The 13,092-nt window shown below is 60.8% G+C and carries 12 protein-coding genes and 1 tRNA gene; 10 read left to right on the top strand and 3 right to left on the bottom strand.

The window, feature by feature from the left end:
- Positions 1 to 108: 108 nt before the first annotated feature.
- Complete coding sequence (locus tag BSF79_RS08075) at positions 109 to 1,449, bottom strand: mechanosensitive ion channel family protein (protein WP_090269346.1); 1,341 nt, start codon at positions 1,447 to 1,449, stop codon at positions 109 to 111.
- A 245-nt stretch (positions 1,450 to 1,694) separates the two neighbouring features.
- Here BSF79_RS08075 and leuC point away from each other — a divergent pair, with 245 nt between their 5' ends.
- The 4 genes from leuC to BSF79_RS08050 all read left to right on the top strand — a co-directional run bounded on the left by leuC (position 1,695) and on the right by BSF79_RS08050 (position 6,000).
- Entirely contained in the window at positions 1,695 to 3,104 is a 1,410-nt protein-coding gene (leuC, locus tag BSF79_RS08065; protein ID WP_090269344.1) for a 3-isopropylmalate dehydratase large subunit, read from the top strand.
- An 86-nt stretch (positions 3,105 to 3,190) separates the two neighbouring features.
- Entirely contained in the window at positions 3,191 to 3,796 is a 606-nt protein-coding gene (gene leuD / locus BSF79_RS08060) for a 3-isopropylmalate dehydratase small subunit (RefSeq protein WP_090269343.1), read from the top strand.
- 303 nt (positions 3,797 to 4,099) lie between these two features.
- Positions 4,100 to 4,936, top strand: coding sequence for a hypothetical protein (locus BSF79_RS08055; protein ID WP_245776347.1), 837 nt, complete (start codon positions 4,100 to 4,102; stop codon positions 4,934 to 4,936).
- Positions 4,937 to 4,950: 14 nt separating this feature from the next.
- Positions 4,951 to 6,000, top strand: a complete 1,050-nt coding sequence (locus BSF79_RS08050) for an endonuclease/exonuclease/phosphatase family protein (RefSeq protein ID WP_342741858.1) — start codon at positions 4,951 to 4,953, stop codon at positions 5,998 to 6,000.
- Positions 6,001 to 6,005: 5 nt separating this feature from the next.
- On the opposite strand, the gene BSF79_RS08045 is transcribed toward BSF79_RS08050, so the two are convergent.
- Entirely contained in the window at positions 6,006 to 6,908 is a 903-nt protein-coding gene (locus BSF79_RS08045) for a Rossmann-fold NAD(P)-binding domain-containing protein (RefSeq protein WP_090269341.1), read from the bottom strand.
- A 95-nt stretch (positions 6,909 to 7,003) separates the two neighbouring features.
- On the opposite strand from BSF79_RS08045, the gene BSF79_RS08040 reads away from it, so the two are divergent.
- The 4 genes from BSF79_RS08040 to BSF79_RS08025 all read left to right on the top strand — a co-directional run bounded on the left by BSF79_RS08040 (position 7,004) and on the right by BSF79_RS08025 (position 10,318).
- Positions 7,004 to 7,897: a LysR family transcriptional regulator gene (locus BSF79_RS08040; RefSeq protein ID WP_090269340.1), complete on the top strand. Its 894-nt coding sequence runs from the start codon at positions 7,004 to 7,006 to the stop codon at positions 7,895 to 7,897.
- 59 nt (positions 7,898 to 7,956) lie between these two features.
- A complete protein-coding gene (gene leuB, locus BSF79_RS08035; protein ID WP_090269339.1) occupies positions 7,957 to 9,063 on the top strand; it encodes a 3-isopropylmalate dehydrogenase in 1,107 nt (368 codons plus the stop codon).
- Between the two features lie 153 nt (positions 9,064 to 9,216).
- Complete coding sequence (locus BSF79_RS08030) at positions 9,217 to 10,179, top strand: DMT family transporter (protein WP_090269338.1); 963 nt, start codon at positions 9,217 to 9,219, stop codon at positions 10,177 to 10,179.
- 62 nt (positions 10,180 to 10,241) lie between these two features.
- Positions 10,242 to 10,318: transfer RNA gene (locus BSF79_RS08025), tRNA-Pro, on the top strand.
- 124 nt (positions 10,319 to 10,442) lie between these two features.
- On the opposite strand, the gene BSF79_RS08020 is transcribed toward BSF79_RS08025, so the two are convergent.
- Entirely contained in the window at positions 10,443 to 11,093 is a 651-nt protein-coding gene (locus tag BSF79_RS08020) for a carbonic anhydrase (RefSeq protein ID WP_090269337.1), read from the bottom strand.
- A gap of 163 nt (positions 11,094 to 11,256) precedes the next feature.
- Here BSF79_RS08020 and BSF79_RS08015 point away from each other — a divergent pair, with 163 nt between their 5' ends.
- Positions 11,257 to 11,637: a hypothetical protein gene (locus BSF79_RS08015; protein WP_090269479.1), complete on the top strand. Its 381-nt coding sequence runs from the start codon at positions 11,257 to 11,259 to the stop codon at positions 11,635 to 11,637.
- A gap of 67 nt (positions 11,638 to 11,704) precedes the next feature.
- Positions 11,705 to 13,090 carry a leucyl aminopeptidase family protein gene (locus tag BSF79_RS08010; protein ID WP_090269336.1) on the top strand — a complete coding sequence of 462 codons (1,386 nt, stop codon included), beginning with the start codon at positions 11,705 to 11,707 and terminating at the stop codon, positions 13,088 to 13,090.
- Positions 13,091 to 13,092 lie beyond the last annotated feature (2 nt).

Below are 13,092 nucleotides of genomic sequence, written 5' to 3'. Positions count from 1 at the left end.
AGGGTGGCTTGCGTTTGGGGGCTTTCAACGGCGGGTGGCGGAGAGGCTGATCCTGTTGTTGCGTGCGATTTGCCCGACATGCGGGCGCGTGACACACGGCCCCGGATATCAGCCTTCGTCCGTGGCGAGGGGCGCGCTGGTTTGCAATTCTGAGCCCGGCAAGACCTTGACCTCGCGCTGCGGGAAGGGGATCGAAATGCCGTGTGCGTGGAACGCATCCCACAGCGCCAGATAGACGTTGCCGCGAATATTGGTCAGCCCCTCGGTCGGGTCCTTGATCCAGAACCGCAGGATGTAATCCACGCTGCTGTCGCCAAAGCCCACGATATGGCAAACTGGCGCCTTGAAGCCCAACACCCGGTTGACCCCCTGCGCCGCCTCGACCGCGATTTTGCGCACCAGATGCGGGTCGTCGCCATAGGCGGTGCCAAAGAAGATATCCAGCCGGACATAGTCGTTGGAATGCGACCAGTTCACCACCTGCCCGGTGATCAGATCCTCGTTCGGGATCAGGTATTCTTTGCCGTCCCGCGTGACCACGCTGACGTACCGGGCGCCAAGGCTGTTGATCCACCCAAAGGTTTCGCCCAAGCTGATTACATCGCCGGGTTTTACCGACTTATCCATCAGGATGATGATGCCGCTGACAAGGTTCGAGACGACCTTTTGCAGGCCAAAGCCAAGCCCGACACCGATCGCGCCGGACAGAACCGCCAGCCCGGTCAGGTCAAATCCGACCGCTTTCAGCCCAATGAAAAATGCCGCGCCGTACAGAACCACCTGCATGAACTTGATCGACAGCTCTTGCATAGACGGTGAAATGTCTTCGTTCGTGCGGATCCGCCGCGCGCTGGTCGACGACACCGCCCGCGCTGCGGCAAGCAGCAGGCCCGTCACCACCAGAGCCTTCAGGATCGCCAGCGCCGACAGGCGGAAATCACCAAACTCGATCGCCAGACCGTCGAGAAAGCTGGTCGCCGCCTGCAGCAGCGCGGTGTAGTAGAGCACCGCGTAAATCGACAGCCCCCAGATCACCACGCGCCGCAGGAACCGGTTGCGGATGATCTGCGCCGCAATGCGGATAAACAGCCACGCGGTGGCAATGGTCGCCACCAGAACCAGCACATACCGCCGCGATGGGAACTGATAGGTCGCGGCAAACACCCCCACCGCCGCCCACAGGCTGGTGGCAAAAATGATCAGTGTCAGCCGCTTGTGCAGGACCAGAAGCCAGCGCAATTGCCATTTCGGCCGGTTGTCCAACCCGCGCATCCAGCTTTCGTATTTCGGGCCCAGCCACATCCGAAGCAGCCAAGCCAGCACGAAACACCCAAGCACCACCGCCACCTGATACAGCCGTGATGGCAGCAGCATGTTGCGCCCGAATTGCAGCATCGTAGACAGAAAGCTTTCGAATGCTGCCAGAAAAGATTGAATCTCGGTTTCCATGCCTGCTGCCCCTGTTTTTTGTCATGCTGACATAGGCAGTGCGCCGTGCACAAGCACCTGCCCCCTTGATAGACTCGGCGCTTCACTATATCTGCCGCTGCATGACACGCGTTTTTGACATGGATGATCGCGCACGCCTGCCTTGGCGTTTCTTCGGCGCATCGCTGACGATACTGGCCCGGCTATAAGCCGCGCCCACCCCTGTCACGCCCAAAATTTCAGACAATCCACGGGAGAGGACCACAATGACCGCCCCGAAGACACTCTATGACAAAATCTGGGACGCCCACGTTGCCCATGAGGCCGAGGACGGCACCTGCCTTCTGTATATCGATCGCCATCTGGTGCACGAAGTCACCAGCCCGCAGGCCTTTGAAGGGCTGCGTATGGCGCACCGTCCGGTACACGCGCCGGATAAAACCATCGCCGTGCCGGATCACAACGTGCCGACCACGCTGGACCGCGCCAATGCCGCCACGATGACCGAGGACAGCCGCATTCAGGTCGAGGCGCTGGACAAGAATGCCAAGGATTTCGGGATCAATTACTATCCCGTGTCCGACGTGCGTCAGGGTATCGTGCATATCGTTGGCCCCGAGCAGGGTTGGACCCTTCCGGGAATGACTGTTGTGTGCGGCGATAGCCACACAGCAACCCACGGCGCATTTGGTGCGCTGGCCCACGGTATCGGTACCTCTGAGGTGGAACATGTTCTGGCGACTCAGACGCTGATTCAGCGCAAGGGCAAGAACATGAAGGTGGAAATCACCGGCAAGCTGCGCCCCGGCGTCACTGCCAAGGATATCACCCTGTCCGTGATCGGTGCCACCGGCACTGCGGGTGGCACCGGCTATGTCATCGAATATTGCGGCGAAGCGATCCGCGATCTGTCGATGGAAGGCCGCATGACCGTCTGCAACATGGCGATTGAGGGCGGCGCGCGCGCAGGCCTGATCGCACCGGACGAGAAAACCTTCGCGTACTGCATGGGGCGCCCGCACGCTCCGAAAGGTGCCCAGTGGGAGGCGGCTGTTGCCTATTGGAAGACGCTGTTCACCGATGAAGGCGCGCATTTCGACAAGGTTCTGACGCTGAAGGGCGAAGACATCGCGCCGGTGGTCACTTGGGGCACGTCGCCCGAAGACGTGCTGCCAATCACCGAGGTGGTGCCCGCCCCCGGAAGCTTTAAGGGCGGTAAGGTCGAGGCGGCGCAACGCGCGCTTGACTATATGGGGCTTGAGGCCGGTCAGAAGCTGACCGACATCAAGATCGACACGGTGTTCATCGGGTCCTGCACCAACGGTCGGATCGAAGATTTCCGCGCCGCCGCGGCGATCCTCAAAGGCAAGAAGATCAAGGACGGGATGCGGGCCATGGTTGTGCCCGGTTCGGGTCTTGTCCGGGCGCAGGCCGAAGAAGAGGGGCTGGCGCAGATCTTCATCGACGCCGGGTTCGAATGGCGCCTTGCGGGATGTTCGATGTGTCTGGCGATGAACCCCGATCAGTTGGCTCCGGGAGAGCGGTGCGCCGCGACCTCGAACCGTAACTTCGAGGGGCGTCAGGGGCGCGGGGGCCGCACTCATCTGATGAGCCCGGCCATGGCCGCTGCAGCCGCAATCACCGGTCATCTGACCGATGTGCGCGAGATGATGTAAGGCGTAGACGGTGCGGCGGGGAGACCCCGCCCTACCACACCCGTAGGGCGGGGGTCTCCCCGCCGCCCGTTTCAAGGAGACAACAGATGGACAAGTTTGAAAAACTCACAGGCATCGCCGCGCCGATGCCGCTGGTCAATATCGACACCGATATGATCATCCCCAAGCAGTTCCTGAAGACCATCAAGCGGTCCGGTCTGGGCGTGAACCTGTTTGACGAGATGCGTTACAATCAGGACGGCAGCGAGATCGAAAGCTTCGTGCTGAACAAGCCTGCTTACCGCAACGCCGAAATTATCGTCGCAGGCGAGAATTTCGGCTGCGGGTCATCGCGCGAGCACGCCCCTTGGGCGCTGCTGGATTTTGGCATTCGCTGCGTGATCTCGACCTCTTTTGCTGACATCTTCTTCAACAACTGCTTCAAGAACGGCATTTTGCCGATCGTGATGCCGCAAGAGGTGGTGGACGTTCTGATGTCCGACGCGAACAAAGGCGCAAACGCGCGGATGACCATCGATCTGGAAAATCAGACCGTGACCACCTCGGATGGCCAAAGCTTCGCGTTCGAGGTTGACGCCTTCAAGAAGCATTGCCTTCTGAATGGTTTGGACGACATCGGCCTGACTTTGGAAAAAGTGGCCTCGATCAAGACGTATGAGGCAGACATGAACGCGCAGCGCCCCTGGGTCTGATTGCGTCTGAGCGCAGTAGAAGCCGCCCGTCGGGGCGGCTTTTTACGTTAAAATGACCCAAATCATATGTTGCGCCAGTTTGGGGCTTGATTTCAGATGCGGGATGAAAGTTGATGTAATCTCGCACCACCTGCCATCGAAACGCCCGTATTATTAAAGCGTTGCCCACTCGTTGCTTGAGCCGCAGCCTGAAAGAAGGCAACATTTAGGCAATAATGAGGCAAACCGCCACAATGAGCGGGATCAAGTTGGAAACAGGGTGCGGCAACGTATTGCGCCCGGCCAGTTTGAAGGGATCGAGCAGTGATCGAACGTATGGCAGGCGCGATTTTTCGCGCATTTATTATCGCGTTGCTTGTTGCAATGCCGTCACTTTTGTTGCCCGGCGTCGTGTCGGACGCCACTGCGATGGTTGTGCTTCTGGCCTTATTGGCCGCGATGATGACCTTTGTGGAATATAACAGTGAATTCCCGTCGGTTGTCGAATTCCGCTATGCTCCGCCGTTCAACCGTCTGCGGGTCGGGACGCTGTTTCTTGTGGTGTTCATGCTGACGATGATCAGTCGGGGCGGTGTGTATCCGACGGATCTGTCGTTGGTGTTGACCGCTTTGGGGCGTTTGGTGGGGACTGCTGTGGATTTCCCCTATTCCCCGGTTCGGCTGATGGTTCTGATGATGCCTTCGAACACCTCGCCCGTGCTGATCGACAGCGTGCGGACTGCGGCTGGTGTATCCTATTGCATCTCAGTGTCGGCGGTTCTTCTGTTTCTGGGTCTGGTCAAGTTCTTTGGCTGGCCCGCGCGAAACGGGGCCTTCAATGTCTGGGTCAATCTGCCGATGTTCGACCCAACTGCGGGCGATGTGCTGTCGCGCCTTACCCGTGATGCGCGTGTTAACATTATATTAGGCTTTCTGCTGCCATTCATGATCCCGGCATTGGTGAAGGCTGGATCCGCCTGGATCGATCCGACGGTGATGGCCAACCCGCAAACCCTGATCTGGGCGATGACAATATGGGCCTTTCTTCCGGCAAGCATGATCATGCGCGGCATCGCCCTTGCCCGCATCGCCGAGATGATCGGCGAAAAGCGCCGTCGCGCCTATGCCGAGGCCGAGGCGCAGGGGCTGCAAGCCATCTGATCCTGGGGATCGTTTTGATCCTTGGGGCGTATCACCCCGCGCGGGCGGATGTGCTGCGCATTGCCACCTTCAACACCGAATTGTCACGTAAGGGGCCGGGGCTTTTGCTTCGCGATATTCTGCGCGGCGATCCGCAGGTCATGGCGGTGGTCAAGGTGTTGTCGCATGTCGCGCCGGATGTGGTTGTAATTCAGGGGTTTGATTATGATCGCGGGCTGGTCGCGCTGAGCGCGCTGCGTGATGCCATTGCGCGCAAGGGGCTTGGCTTTGCGCATGTCTTTGCGTTGCGGCCCAATGCGGGCCTGCAAAGCGGGCTGGATCTGGATGGAGACGGGCGCCGGGGCAGAGCGCGCGACGCGCAGGGATATGGCGAATTTTCCGGGCAGGGTGGGATGGCGATCCTGTCGCGGTTTCCGATTGATGTCGAAAATGTCAGAGACCTGTCCATGTTGCTATGGCGGGATGTGCCGGGGGCGCGTGGGCCTGGCGACAGGGTTGTGTTGCCGCTGGATGCCGCGCGGGTGCAGCGGCTCAGTTCGGTTGGGCATTGGGTCGTGCCTTTGCGCCTGCCGAATGAGACGCGGCTGACATTACTGACATTCCACGCGACGCCGCCGGTCTTTGACGGGCCGGAGGATCGAAACGGGTTTCGCAACGCGGATGAGGCGCGGCTTTGGTCGGCGCTGTTGGATGGAAAGCTGGGTGCGTCGCCCAAGGGGGCGTTTGTGTTGCTGGGCGATGCCAATCTGGATGTGCACGACGGTGCGGGGCAGCCTGCGGCGCTGACGTCGATATTGAATGATCCACGGCTTCGGGACCCGGTTCCCAAAGGGCGGGGGGATCTGATGGCGAATGCCGAGCATCGCGGCGATCCGGCGCTGGATACGGTGGATTGGCCGGATCCAGCGCCGGGCAATCTGCGGGTGGATTACGTGCTGCCCTCGGCTGATCTGGCCGTCACGGGCGCAGGTGTGATGTGGCCCGCGCCGGATGACCCGCTTGCGACGGCGGTGCAGACGGCCAGCCGTCATCGGCTGGTTTGGGTCGACGTGGCCCTGCCGTGAGCGGCTCAGGCCTCGGCAGTCATCCCTGAAGGTTTCGCCTTTCCCGCCAGAACCGGGCTTGCGGCCGTGGCCAAAGCGTGGGCAACGGGCGTGTGCTGGAAGTTCGGCAGCAACCGTTCGAATTTTGATCCATCAAGTTGGTGCGGCACGTTCCACAGATACCGCATTTCCAGCAGATGCTTGGCCACCGGCATGACCAGACGGGCGAAGGACAGCGGCCACCACGCCATTTGCTTGACGCTGATTGCGCGACCCAGCGCAGCCGACAGGTGCCCGGCCATCTGCGCCCCGGTCAGGGTATAACCGGGAAAGGGGATATCCTCGAACCGGGCCAGACCTTGGCGCGCTTCGGCCAGTTGCACCGCCGCGCGGGTCAGATCTGGCAGATAGGCCCAAGCGTGATCCGCATCCGTTCGCCCCGGATAGGTCAGCTTGTCCTTGGCCAGACTGGGTGCCATCATCCGGTCGAACCAGTTGCCCGAGGCCCGGGTGTCGAGAAAGTCACCAGCCCGCAGCAGGATCGTGCGGACACCGTCGCGGCGATACGCGGCTTCCAGCTCGACCCGGATACGGCCCAGCGGGTTTTGCGCCCGGTGCGGGCTGTCTTCGCCCCAGGGGGCGGGTGTTTCGGCGCCAAATACATAGAGGTTGCCGGGCAGGATAACCGTGGCATCCGCCGCCAGCGCCGCCTGTCGGATTTGCTTGTGCAGACCCGGTAGCTGACTGGCCCAATCGGGATAGGCCGGGTTCCAGCCCGCAACGATCACCTGAACCCCCTGTGCCGCCTGCATCAGGTTGTCGCGGCTGCGATCAAAGCTCCGTACGGTCCAGCCTGCGGAGTTGAACGCCACGGTGGCATGATGGCCAAACCGGCCATGCGCGCCCAGAATCAATACTGTTTTTCCCATGTGTGTCAGGTCCTTTCGATGTTGATGGCATAAAAATATACCGTCGCACGTGAATAGGAATTGCCGCAGTTTGCAGATCATGTATTCATATGTGAATGGCGGATCTTAGCAAAACCGACTGGACCCTGATCCAGTCCTTTCTGGCAGTGGCAGAAGCCGGCTCGCTTTCGGCGGCGGCGCGGCGGATGGGGGCCAGCCAGCCCACGCTTGGCCGTCAGATACGGCAGATCGAGTCCGATCTGGATGTGACCCTGTTCACACGTCAGCCGCGCGGTTTTGACTTGACCGAAATTGGCCGCGCGATCCTGCCTTCCGCCTTGCAGATGCAGCAGGCGATGCACGATATCGGCCTGACGGTCGCCGGGCAGGAAACCGAGGCGCGCGGCCCGGTTCGCATCACCGCCAGCGAGGTTGTGGCGCATTTCATCCTGCCCCCGATCGTGGCCGATATTCGCCGCACGCACCCCGGTATCACGGTTGTTCTGGACGCCAACGACAGCAGTGAAAACCTGCTGTTTCGCGAGGCTGACATTGCTGTGCGCATGTACCGCCCGCGCCAGCTGGAAATTGTCACCCGGCACTTGGGCGACCTGGGCATCGGTATTTGTGCGGCGCGCTCTTATCTGGATCTGCACGGACGCCCGCAAAGCCCCGACGAGATGCTGCAGCATGAGTTGATCGGCTATGATCAGAGCGAGCTGATCCTGCGCGGGATGCGGCAGATGGGTTGGTCGGCGACGCGCGACTGGTTCACCACCCGCTGCGACAGCCAGACGGTGTATTGGCAATTACTGCGGGCGGGCTGTGGGATCGGCTTTGGCCAGCTTCCCCTGATCGAGGCCGACCCGGACATTGAACTTCTGGATATGGGGATCGACATTCCGCCGCTGCCGGTATGGCTGGCCGCGCCGCTGGCCGTGCGGCAAACGCCGCGGATTGCCGCCGTGTGGGGCATGCTGGAGGCCGGGTTGAAGCCCTTCGTTTCTTGACCCTGCGTCCCCCAGCCGCTAGGCGTTTTCCGACGAATTCACACCAAGGACAGATCACAATGACCAACCTCTCGCTTCTCATCCTGCCCGGCGACGGGATCGGCCCCGAAGTCATGGCCGAAGTGCGCAAGATCATCGACTGGTATGGCACCAAGCGCGGCGTGACTTTTGACGTGACCGAGGATCTGGTTGGCGGCTGCGCCTATGACAAATACGGCACGCCGCTGCACGATGACACGATGGCCAAGGCGCAAGCGGTCGATGCCGTTCTGCTGGGTGCCGTGGGTGGTCCGAAATATGACAACCTTGATTTCAGCGTCAAACCGGAACGCGGTTTGCTGCGTTTGCGCAAGGAAATGGACCTGTTTGCCAACCTGCGCCCGGCGCAGTGCTTTGATGCGCTGGCGGATTTCTCGTCGTTGAAAAAGGACGTCGTGGCCGGGCTCGACATCATGATCGTGCGGGAACTGACCAGCGGCATTTACTTTGGTGAGCCGCGCGGCATCTTCAAAGAGGGCAACGAGCGTGTGGGCATCAACACCCAGCGGTATACCGAATCGGAAATCGAACGCGTTGCGCGCGCCGCTTTTGAGCTGGCCCGCAAACGCGGCAACAAGGTCTGCTCGATGGAGAAGGCCAACGTGATGGAGTCCGGTATTCTGTGGCGCGAGGTCGTGACCGAGGTCCACGCCAAGGATTATGCCGATGTCGAACTGTCGCATATGTATGCCGATGCCGGCGCGATGCAGCTCTGCCGCTGGCCCAAGCAGTTTGACGTGATCGTCACTGACAACCTGTTCGGCGATCTGCTGTCTGATGCCGCCGCGATGTTGACTGGCTCGTTGGGCATGCTGCCCTCTGCCTCGCTTGGTGCACCGATGGCCAGCGGTCGCCCCAAGGCGCTGTATGAGCCCGTACACGGTTCGGCCCCTGACATTGCAGGTCAGGGCAAAGCAAACCCGATTGCCTGTGTGCTTAGCTTTGCGATGGCCCTGCGCTATAGCTTCGATATGGGGGCCGAGGCCGATCGGGTGGAAAAAGCCGTTGAAAAAGTGCTGGCCGACGGGCTGCGCACTGCTGACCTGCTGGGTGAAGAGGGTGTGACGCCCGTTTCCACCGGCGAGATGGGCGATGCCATCGTCGCAGCGCTTGACGCGTCGCTGTAAGCGCGACGGTAGGTGATCAAAACACAGGCGACACAAAGGCGGCGCGGGGAATTCCGCGCCGCCTTTGCTGTTTCCGCCTGTCGATTTCCGGCTGTGCCCTTGCGCAGGGGGAGGACCGCCCTAGCATGAAAGACCAGAAATGATTGGCTTTCCATGCACTCGCACTCCAGGTCAAACCTTCGCGCCGCTCTGACAGCCCTTTGCGCTTTCGCGGTTTTTTCCGGCCACGACGTGGTGGTGAAGCAGCTTGGCGGCAGCTATGCGCCATTTCAGATTGTGTTCTTTTCGGTGCTGTTTGGCTTTCCGGTGGTGACACTGATGCTGATCCGGGACCGCACCGACGGCAACCTGCGTCCGCGCCATCCGTGGTGGACCGCCCTGCGCACGGTGTCTGCCGTGATCGCATCGCTTTCTGTATTCTATGCCTTTTCCAAGCTGCCGCTGGCGCAGACCTATGCCATTTTGTTTGCCGCCCCGTTGCTGATCACATTGTTGGCGATTCCGCTGCTGGGCGAAAAGGTTGGCTGGCATCGTGGCGCGGCCATTCTTGTCGGCCTGATCGGAGTGATGATCGTGCTGCGCCCCGGCAGCACGCCGCTGACGCTGGCGCATCTGTCGGCGCTGTCGGCAGCGGTGTTTTCGGCGCTGGCCGCCGTCATCGTGCGCAAGATCGGCAGTGATGAACGCAGCGTTGTTTTGCTGCTTTATCCGATGCTGACAAACTTTGTCGTCATGGCCTGCCTAATGCCTTTCGTCTATGTGCCGGTGTCGCTGCCGCATCTGGGCGGGTTCGGATTGATGGCGGTGCTGGTCTTCTGCGCGACGCTGCTTCAAATCGCCGCCTACCGCGTTGGCAGCGCCTTTGTTGTCGCCCCGATGCAATACTCGCAAATCATCTGGGCGGTGGTTTTTGGTGTGCTGTTCTTTGATGAATACCCTGATCGCAGTACAATCATTGGGGCCTGCGTTGTGATCTGCAGCGGGCTTTATATTGTGTTTCGCGAAGACAAATCCGCAGTATCCGTCAACACGCCCGTTCTTAGCACCCGCAGCAGGTTCGCCGTGGGCACAATGCCGCGTGTCGGCGCCGTGCAAAAGCTCTGGCGCAAATCCTGACTTTCCTCTTTCGCCGGGGCTTGCCAAACTCGCCTGCGCGGTATAATCGCCAATCCCACGGTCGGGCTGTAGCGCAGCCTGGTAGCGCACCTGCTTCGGGAGCAGGGGGTCGGAGGTTCGAATCCTCTCAGCCCGACCAATATTTGCCTGCTGTCGATTGCCAAGGCACGAGCAGTCATCTCTAGCGAAATTCCGTTCGCGGCATCGTTTCTTCGCTATCTGGGAAACCAAGGACGCCCCGAGTTTCCCCAGATCATGTCAGTTCAGATAGCCTCGAATTTTTCTGTCGCCGGAATATACTGCTCCAGCCCGCCTTCGCCGATGTCGTTCCAAAGCCCGTGGATCGAAAGCTGTCCTTTTTCCACGGCCGCAGAGACAAAAGGAAAGGTCATCAGGTTGTCCAGAGATGTAAGGACGGCCTGTTTTTCCAGGGCGCGCAACTGGCCTTGCGCATCGGGGATGTCTTTAATTTTTTCATAGCCGGGGCGCAGGATATCCATCCAGCGACCAACAAACGAGGATTTCTCGTCCAGTTCCGGCGCATGGCCCGAGCACATATCAAGGCATCCCTGTACACCGCCACAATTGGAGTGACCCAGCACGACGATATGTGCGACCTTCAGAGCGGTTACAGCATATTCCACGGCGGCGGATGTGCCGTGCTGATTGCCGTCAGGTTCATAGGACGGGACAAGGTTGGCGATATTGCGGTGGATGAAGAATTCGCCCTGATCGGCACCAAATATCGCAGTCACGTGCACGCGGGAATCGCAACATGAAATCACCATGGCGCGGGGGCGCTGTCCCTCGTCCGCCAGACGGCGATACCAACTTTGGTTCTCTTGATAGGCCGTTGCCTTCCAGCCGTGATAGCGCTGGACCAGATAGCCGGGCAGGGGTTTGGCATGCTTCATGTCGTTGTCCTTGCGATTTGTTGGGCACTGGCGAAATCAGATACCCCGGATTTATATAGTTTTCGAGGAAAAACAATCGGCGGCCTCAACCTTTTGGGAACCTCTTGGAGCGCACATCTGGTGCGCCGTGGGGGCAGACCAAGAATAAGAAGGGGTGAGAGACGTGGACCATATCACATTGCTGCGGCCGGATGAGGCTGTTCGGCTGGACTCCGATCAACTGGGGGAGCTTTACGATCAATTGGGCGAGGCTGGGGCAGAAGATGTCGTCTGTCGCGCGATGGAGGAACTGGCGGCGCGCCTGACTCATGCAGAGCGTTTGTATCGCAGTGAAGAGCAGGCAGAGATGCGCAAGAACGTCCGTTCGCTTGTGGGGATTTCCGAACAGATCGGGATGTGGTCGCTGGCGCGCGCGGCGCAGAATGTGATCAATTGTATCGATGCCGCTGACCGGGTGGCGCTGGCCGCGACCTTGGCGCGGTTGCTGAGGATCGGGGAACAGTCCCTTTCCGCTGTTTGGGATTTGCAGGACCTTTCGATCTGACCCCCCTTGCAGGCGCAGATGGGAGGCGTAGGCTGGCGGGACCGAGTTCCCAGAAAGGCGTGCCTGTATGACCCCCGGATTTGCTACCACGGACGAAACCGCCCTGCCTGTGCACATCATCGAGGCAGATGCACTTGAGGGATGGGTCGCGTCGCAACCCGCACCTGTCCAGACATGGGTGCAGGCTGCGGGGTTCAAGGCTGCGATCGGGCGCAGTTTGCTGATCCCCGGCGCCGATGGCGCGCCGGAGGCGGTGCTGGTGGGCTATGGCACTGCCGCGCAGCGCAAGCGCGCCCGGTTCCATCTGGCGGCGGCCGTTTCAGGCCTGCCGGGGGGCGCGTACCGGATCGCGTCGGGCTTGCCTGCCGACAGGGCCGAGGAAGAGGCGCTTGGATGGCTGATGGCGGGATATGTGTTTGATCGCTACCGGGTGCAAACTGCGCCCGCCGCGCGGCTTGTTGCCCCTGAGGGTGTCGATGCCGCAAAGCTGGAGGTGATTGCGGCAGGAGAGTTTCTGACCCGCGATCTGATCAACACCCCGGCCAGTGATATGGGGCCTGTGGCATTGGAGGCGGCATGTGCGGCCTTGGCGGGTCAGCATGGCGCGCATATTGAGGTGATCCGGGGCGAAGCGCTTCTGGCACAAAATTTCCCGATGATTCATGCGGTGGGGCGTGCCAGTGATCAAGCGCCACGGCTGATTGATCTGCGATGGGGGGACAGCGGGCCAACCTTGACGCTTGTGGGCAAGGGCGTGTGTTTCGATACCGGTGGGCTGGACCTGAAACCCGCCGCCGGTATGGGGTTGATGAAAAAGGATATGGGCGGCGCGGCGACGGTTCTTGGGCTGGCGCATATGATCATGGCGCTGGGCCTGAAGCTGCGTCTGCGGGTGCTGATCCCGGCGGTGGAAAACGCGGTGGCGGGCAACGCGTTCCGGCCGCAGGATATTCTGACGTCGCGCAAAGGGTTGACGGTCGAGGTCAACAACACCGATGCAGAGGGGCGGTTGGTGCTGGCCGATGCCTTGGCGTATGGTGCCGAGGCGGCCCCCAATCTGATGCTGTCGATGGCAACATTGACGGGCGCCGCGCGGGTGGCCATGGGGCCGGATCTGGCACCATTCTTCACCGATGACGATACGGTCGCGGCTGAGCTGAGTGATGCCGCCACCGCTGTGGCGGATCCGGTCTGGCGGATGCCTTTTTGGGAACCATACGAGGCGGATATCGAACCGGGCATCGCCGATTTGGACAATGCGCCCAAGGGTGGCTTTGGTGGCGCGATTACGGCCGCGTTGTTCCTGCGGCGCTTTGCGGGCGAGGGGGTGCGCTATACCCATTTCGACATTTACGGCTGGCAACCCGTGGCGGCCCCGGCCAGACCCAAGGGCGGGGTAGGTATGGGCGCAAGGGCGCTGTTGCAGGCGTTGCCCGGCTTGCTAGGGATCTAAGC

Source organism: Thalassovita taeanensis, assembly GCF_900110775.1.
Lineage (GTDB): Bacteria > Pseudomonadota > Alphaproteobacteria > Rhodobacterales > Rhodobacteraceae > Litorimicrobium > Litorimicrobium taeanense.
Note: the sequence above shows the minus strand (reverse complement) of the source record. Positions and strands in the feature narration are given on the sequence as shown.

Coding starts and splice junctions, on each gene's coding strand:
- BSF79_RS08075 (WP_090269346.1), bottom strand. CDS start 1,449: ATGGAAACCGAGATTCAATCTTTTCTGGCAGCATTCGAAAGCTTTCTG.
- leuC (WP_090269344.1), top strand. CDS start 1,695: ATGACCGCCCCGAAGACACTCTATGACAAAATCTGGGACGCCCACGTT.
- leuD (WP_090269343.1), top strand. CDS start 3,191: ATGGACAAGTTTGAAAAACTCACAGGCATCGCCGCGCCGATGCCGCTG.
- BSF79_RS08045 (WP_090269341.1), bottom strand. CDS start 6,908: ATGGGAAAAACAGTATTGATTCTGGGCGCGCATGGCCGGTTTGGCCAT.
- BSF79_RS08040 (WP_090269340.1), top strand. CDS start 7,004: ATGGCGGATCTTAGCAAAACCGACTGGACCCTGATCCAGTCCTTTCTG.
- leuB (WP_090269339.1), top strand. CDS start 7,957: ATGACCAACCTCTCGCTTCTCATCCTGCCCGGCGACGGGATCGGCCCC.
- BSF79_RS08030 (WP_090269338.1), top strand. CDS start 9,217: ATGCACTCGCACTCCAGGTCAAACCTTCGCGCCGCTCTGACAGCCCTT.
- BSF79_RS08020 (WP_090269337.1), bottom strand. CDS start 11,093: ATGAAGCATGCCAAACCCCTGCCCGGCTATCTGGTCCAGCGCTATCAC.
- BSF79_RS08010 (WP_090269336.1), top strand. CDS start 11,705: ATGACCCCCGGATTTGCTACCACGGACGAAACCGCCCTGCCTGTGCAC.